Here is a 5,590-nt window from a genome sequence, read left to right as displayed (position 1 = left end):
GCAATTTTTATTATACTGCTGCTGTAAATAATCTCCAATCCAGAAGGCAACTTCTAGGGGTGGGTTATTCATATTCTTAAGTTTTATATATTTAGAATCTGGTATTAATTCTTCTAACTCATTTGTTACTAACTCTCCGCGCAAATGTAATTTAGTCGCTACAGCAAAGGCTACTAATAAATTCAATGCCGTAATTTTATTTTTTCTATCTTCTGCGGATATTTCATCAATAGAAACCCAAATTTGTCTTGCTAAATTTCGCACATTGTTTATTATGGAACCCCAACATTTTCTGCCTTCCCAAAAGCGTTCATAAGCTGTATTAGTACGAAAAACTAATAATAAACCTAAAACGATGCTAGGAATAACACTTCCTAAAATTGGTTGGGATACAGATAATTTCAAGTCATAAAGTATAGAAACAAAAACACCAAATAACCCACACCCAATAACGCGTTTATAAATCGCAAAAATTACTGATCCTTTTAGCTGGAGAGCTATTTGAAGCCATCGTTTTCTTTGAACTGTCATGCAACTAACCTAAAATAAAATTTAGTAACCAGGTTATTTTTCTCCCATCATTTTTATCTTCCCACACTCCCCACACCTAAAAAGTAAGGCTAGGGGTGAGGTCAAAACCAGATTTGTTTGTTATTTATTTAATTCATATTTTTTACAGATACCTATAGTTCAGCAGAGGAAACCAGGTTAGCAGGTTATTTTCAGGGTCAACTGATAATATATGTGTTTTAATATATATAAGAAATGTCTTTATTTTTTATAAAGTTTAATAATCAATGATTGGCAAAACACACGATGGCAGCAGACTATATTGATATTGCGCCATTTATCGATCATTCTCTGCTGATGCCAACGGCTACTCCAGAGCAGGTTGACCAATGGTGTGCAGAAGCAGACAGATTTAATTTTGCGGCGGTTTGTCTTCATCCCTCCTATGTGAAGCAAGCAGCAGAATTCCTCCACGGTAGAAAGCCTCAAGTTTGTACAGTCATTGGCTTTCCTATGGGGGCGACAACTTCCGCAGTTAAGCTCTATGAGGCTCAGGAAGCTGCGGAAAATGGGGCGACTGAGCTAGATGTGGTAATTAACTTAGGTTGGTTAAAGGCTGGAAAAACCGAAGCAGTTCACCGCGAAATTGCGGAAATTTGTGAGGAAACTGGGCAAACTGTCAAGGTGATTTTGGAAACTAATCTACTGACTGATGCTGAGAAAAGATTGGCGGCGGAAGTATGTATGGAAGCTGGGGCGGCATTCTTAAAAACCAGTACAGGTTGGAATGGTGGCGCTACTTTAGCGGATGTGCGACTGTTGAAGGAAATTACCAAAGATAGCTTGGGAATTAAAGCTTCTGGGGGTATTCGCACCTACAATGAAGCTATAGAGCTAATTCTAGCCGGTGCTACTAGATTAGGCACGTCTCGGAGTATCGATTTGCTCCGCCAGCGCGATAACCTGGAAAAGGGTGAATAGTCATGGCTTTTTTGTCTTTAGTCATGGGTTGTTTTTCCTCAAAGAATAGCCAATGACTAATAATTAATGACTAATGAGTAGAACCTATAAAGCCACTGGAATTAATCTCAAAGCTCAAATACTGGGAGAATCAGACAGAATTGTGACCATTTTGACACGAGAGTTTGGTTTAATTCAAGCAGTTGCACCAGGGGCGCGCAAGCAAAACTCTAGCCTTGGTGGTAGGAGTGGGATGTTTGTGGTGAATGAATTACTGATTGCCAAAGGGCGATCGCTCGATAGAATTACACAAGCACAAACTGTCAAAACTTATCCAGATTTGGCTAAAGACTTGGGCAAACTTGCCGCAGGTCAATATTTAGCAGAAATAGTCCTGTGTCAAGCTTTGAGTGAACAACCCCAAGAGGAACTGTATCAGTTACTCAATGAATATCTTCATAAATTGGAATTACTTCCCAAAACTGATACATCTGGTATTTATGCTCACTTAGCCCAGGGAGTGTTTCAGTTTTTTGCTCTCGGAGGGTTGTCACCTCAAGTACAAGTCTGTTGCTTAACTCAGAAGACTTTAAAGCCAGACTTTACCAACCCTAACTGGCGAGTAGGATTTAGTGTTACGGCTGGTGGTACAGTCTGTTTACAGGCTTGGGAAAATTTGCGTCAAGATCGAGATCAGCCCCGTCTGGTTTCATCAGCCGATGACCGAAACCCAGCTTACCAAACAATTGTTCATCGCCAAGATATACCAGTAATTTCTGGTCGCTTGGATGCTACAGAACTAACTATGCTCCAAAATCTGTCACAACCAGAGATAATGCGAATGGATGCTGCCAAAAATTATGGCTGGTTATCTGTTGAGAAGATTTTGCGCCAGTATGCTCAATATCATTTAGGTCGCCCAATTCTTTCTGCTACCTTGATTGACTCTTATTTTGCCGCTAACCATGATGCAACCGTCTGATTTGGATAGAAAAATCCTACCTTTATCCCCAAACACCAAAAAACAGAATAGGGCATCAGATCCTACAGTCAAGAATCACTTGAGTGCTGTTCCTAAGCCGACAAATAGCCCAGAACAGACACAAGATGTTTCTGAAAATGTTCAAAAAAATACATTGTCAAGCCCAAAAACTGAGGTTTCCCCAGAATCTGAAACCCTGGTCAACGGTAATGGACGCAGTTTGTCTGTAGCTAGTGCTGCGGAAACAGAATCACCACAATTAGATGAGTCTGATGTTGAAAATGGGGGACAGCAGGGATTTTTACCTGTCTTAAGAAATCCCAATTTTCTGGCTCTTTGGGGTGGTCAAGTTTTCTGCCAGATGGCAGATAAAGTGTATTTGGTGCTGATGATTGGCTTGATTAATACTCAGTTTCAGGGAAGTGATCAAAGCATTAGTGGTTGGGTATCCGCTTTAATGATGGCTTTTACCATTCCGGCCGTGCTGTTTGGTTCTGTGGCTGGTGTATTTGTGGATCGCTGGTCGAAAAAAACTGTACTCGTCACAACCAATGCTTGGCGCGGTATCTTGGTTTTGTCGATTCCGTTTTTGCTGTGGTTAACTGATGATTGGCAACCCATTGGGATGTTACCTGTGGGTTTTGCGATTATTTTGGGGGTGACTTTTTTAGTCTCTACTCTGACTCAGTTTTTTGCCCCAGCTGAACAAACGGCAATTCCTTTAGTGGTGGAAGAACAGCATTTACTCTCGGCTAATTCTCTGTATACAACAACCATGATGGCTTCGGTAATTGTGGGTTTTGCCATTGGGGAACCACTGTTGGCGATCGCTGATACACTTTGGCTACAAATTGGTGGTAATGATGGTTTAGGTAAGGAAATTTTGGTAGGTGGTAGTTATGCGATCGCTGGATTCATTTTACTGCTATTGGCAACTAAAGAAATACCCCACCACCCCGACACAGAATTTCCTCACGTCTTCTCTGACTTGCGCGATGGTTTCTCTTACCTCAAAGCTAATTCTCGTGTCCGCAATGCTTTACTACAACTAACTATTTTGTTTTCTGTGTTTGCAGCCTTAACGGTTCTAGCCGTGCGGATGGCAGAAATCATTCCTAACTTAAAAGCATCTCAATTTGGCTTTTTACTAGCATTTGGTGGGATTGGGATGGCGGCTGGGGCGACAATTCTCGGTCAGTTTGGTCAGCGCTTCTCCTACTCTGAACTGAGTCTGTGTGGTTGCTTAGGGATGGCAGGATGTTTAATTGGTCTGTCGATATTCACTACACAACTCTGGATGATTTTGCTGTTAATAGCCTTTTTGGGTGTGTTTGGGGCGCTAGTGGGTATCCCGATGCAAACGGCGATTCAAACAGAAACCCCTCCAGAAATGCGGGGTAAGGTCTTTGGTCTGCAAAATAATGTGATTAATATTGCCTTGACTCTACCCTTAGCATTAGCCGGAGTAGCTGAAACCTTTGTTGGCTTACAAGCTGTTTTCTTGGTATTAGCTATAACTGTGTTCTCAGGAGGTATATTAACTTTTTATAATTCCCATTAGTAGTAATCAGACTTAAAGGAGATATAATTCAATACATTCCTAGCAACAGCAATTTCATGAAAAATTGTGCCTTTGTGCTAAACTTAACCCAGCGAAAATATATCGTAGATTTGCTGAGTATCAATTTGATATTAGCAAGACCAACTCTTTATTTAAATATAGTTATTCACAACTTAATATTTATAGGTTAAATTCGGCAACGCACTGGTTTAATAGTAATGAAGCTTGGCTTATTGACTGGGGTAGTGTGGAGTTATATGGAACCTAAACCGCCAAAAATTACCACAGCACAAAAGACAAGCAACTAAAAAATGATATCTCAAACCCGCTTTTCTGATAGCTAACAAAGAATGCGTATAGCCTGGATTGGAAAGAAATCACCCTTTTGTGGTAACGTCACCTACAGTAGAGAAGTCACAAACGCCTTGCACCGGGAACACGAAGTTAGTTTTCTCCACTTCGCCCAAGAAGAATCTGAACCTGAAAATTGGCCAAATTTCCAAGAAGTTTCCCTACCCTTCATTTATAAATCCCAGGTTTACACAATTCCTAGTTTTAAAGCGACCAAACTATTAACCGATTCGCTACGGGAAATTAAGCCGGATATAGTCCATGCTTCTCTGACTTTATCTCCCCTGGACTTTGTGCTACCAGAAATCTGCGAACAATTGAATTTGCCTCTGATTGCTACTTTTCACACACCATTTGCGGGGAAGGGAGCAAAATTTATATCGGGAACACAGCTTTTAGCTTATCAACTTTACGCGCCTTTTTTGGGGAACTACGACCGGGTAATTGTATTTTCCCAAATTCAGCGAGAGTTATTAGCACGCCTGGGTGTCAAGAAAAAGAAAATTGCCGTGATTCCCAATGGCGTTGATACTGCCAAGTTTTCTCCGGGAGACTCTACAATCAAAGCGGAATTCAAAGCGGAACGTTTGTTTGTTTATCAAGGTCGCATCGCCCCAGAAAAAAACGTTGAATCTCTGCTGCGGGCTTGGAAGCAATCACAAATGAGAACTAGTAGTAAGTTGCTGATTGTGGGTGATGGTCCTTTGAAATCTTCTTTGGAACCATTTTATGGTTCAGAATCTGGCATTATTTGGTTGGGATTTGTGGCAGACGAACAACGCCGCATCGAAATTTTACGGGGTGCTGATGTATTTATTTTACCTTCGTTGGTGGAGGGGTTATCTCTGTCTCTTTTAGAAGCCATGTCTTGTGGAATAGCTTGTTTAGCCACAGATGTGGGTGCAGATGGAGAAGTTTTAGAGCAAGGTGCAGGTGTAGTATTGAATACTAAGACGGCGCGATCGCAATTAAGAACCCTCTTACCACTATTCCAAGACCATCCTGAGTTAACTACTTTACTGGGGCAAAAAGCCAGACAGCGTGTATTAGACCGCTATACCCTCAGTAAAAATATTACTCAGTTAGAAGAATTATACAAAGAAGTTTTAGCACAGTGGCCTGTACCTCTGGGTCGCAGGGCGTAAAAGATCAATCCGCTACGCGGAGTCATTAGCCCTGAGTTAACTACACTCACAAGTATATTAATAACTACTTAGGGTTTGCTG

The 5,590-nt window shown here is 41.2% G+C and carries 5 protein-coding genes; 4 read left to right on the top strand and 1 reads right to left on the bottom strand.

The window, feature by feature from the left end:
* Window positions 1-531: bestrophin family ion channel (locus tag VB654_RS21025; RefSeq protein ID WP_323215746.1), on the bottom strand; the 531-nt coding region annotated here is incomplete at its 3' end.
* Between the two features lie 285 nt (window positions 532-816).
* Between VB654_RS21025 and deoC the strand changes: the two genes are divergently transcribed.
* From deoC to VB654_RS21005, 4 genes are all read left to right on the top strand, one after another.
* Window positions 817-1,491, top strand: coding sequence for a deoxyribose-phosphate aldolase (gene deoC / locus VB654_RS21020; RefSeq protein ID WP_323215745.1), 675 nt, complete (start codon window positions 817-819; stop codon window positions 1,489-1,491).
* A 73-nt stretch (window positions 1,492-1,564) separates the two neighbouring features.
* A complete protein-coding gene (gene recO / locus VB654_RS21015; protein WP_323215744.1) occupies window positions 1,565-2,452 on the top strand; it encodes a DNA repair protein RecO in 888 nt (295 codons plus the stop codon).
* Window positions 2,439-4,013 carry an MFS transporter gene (locus VB654_RS21010; RefSeq protein ID WP_323215783.1) on the top strand — a complete coding sequence of 525 codons (1,575 nt, stop codon included), beginning with the start codon at window positions 2,439-2,441 and terminating at the stop codon, window positions 4,011-4,013. Before recO ends, VB654_RS21010 begins: the two co-directional genes overlap by 14 nt.
* 350 nt (window positions 4,014-4,363) lie before the next feature.
* On the top strand, window positions 4,364-5,509 hold the full coding sequence (locus VB654_RS21005; RefSeq protein ID WP_323215743.1) for a glycosyltransferase family 4 protein: 1,146 nt from the start codon (window positions 4,364-4,366) through the stop codon (window positions 5,507-5,509).
* Window positions 5,510-5,590 lie beyond the last annotated feature (81 nt).

Origin of the sequence: Nodularia sp. UHCC 0506, assembly GCF_034931045.1 — a bacterium.
GTDB lineage: Bacteria > Cyanobacteriota > Cyanobacteriia > Cyanobacteriales > Nostocaceae > Nodularia.
Note: the sequence above shows the minus strand (reverse complement) of the source record. Positions and strands in the feature narration are given on the sequence as shown.

Coding starts and splice junctions, on each gene's coding strand:
- deoC (WP_323215745.1), top strand. CDS start 817: ATGGCAGCAGACTATATTGATATTGCGCCATTTATCGATCATTCTCTG.
- VB654_RS21010 (WP_323215783.1), top strand. CDS start 2,439: ATGCAACCGTCTGATTTGGATAGAAAAATCCTACCTTTATCCCCAAAC.
- VB654_RS21005 (WP_323215743.1), top strand. CDS start 4,364: ATGCGTATAGCCTGGATTGGAAAGAAATCACCCTTTTGTGGTAACGTC.
- recO (WP_323215744.1), top strand. CDS start 1,565: ATGAGTAGAACCTATAAAGCCACTGGAATTAATCTCAAAGCTCAAATA.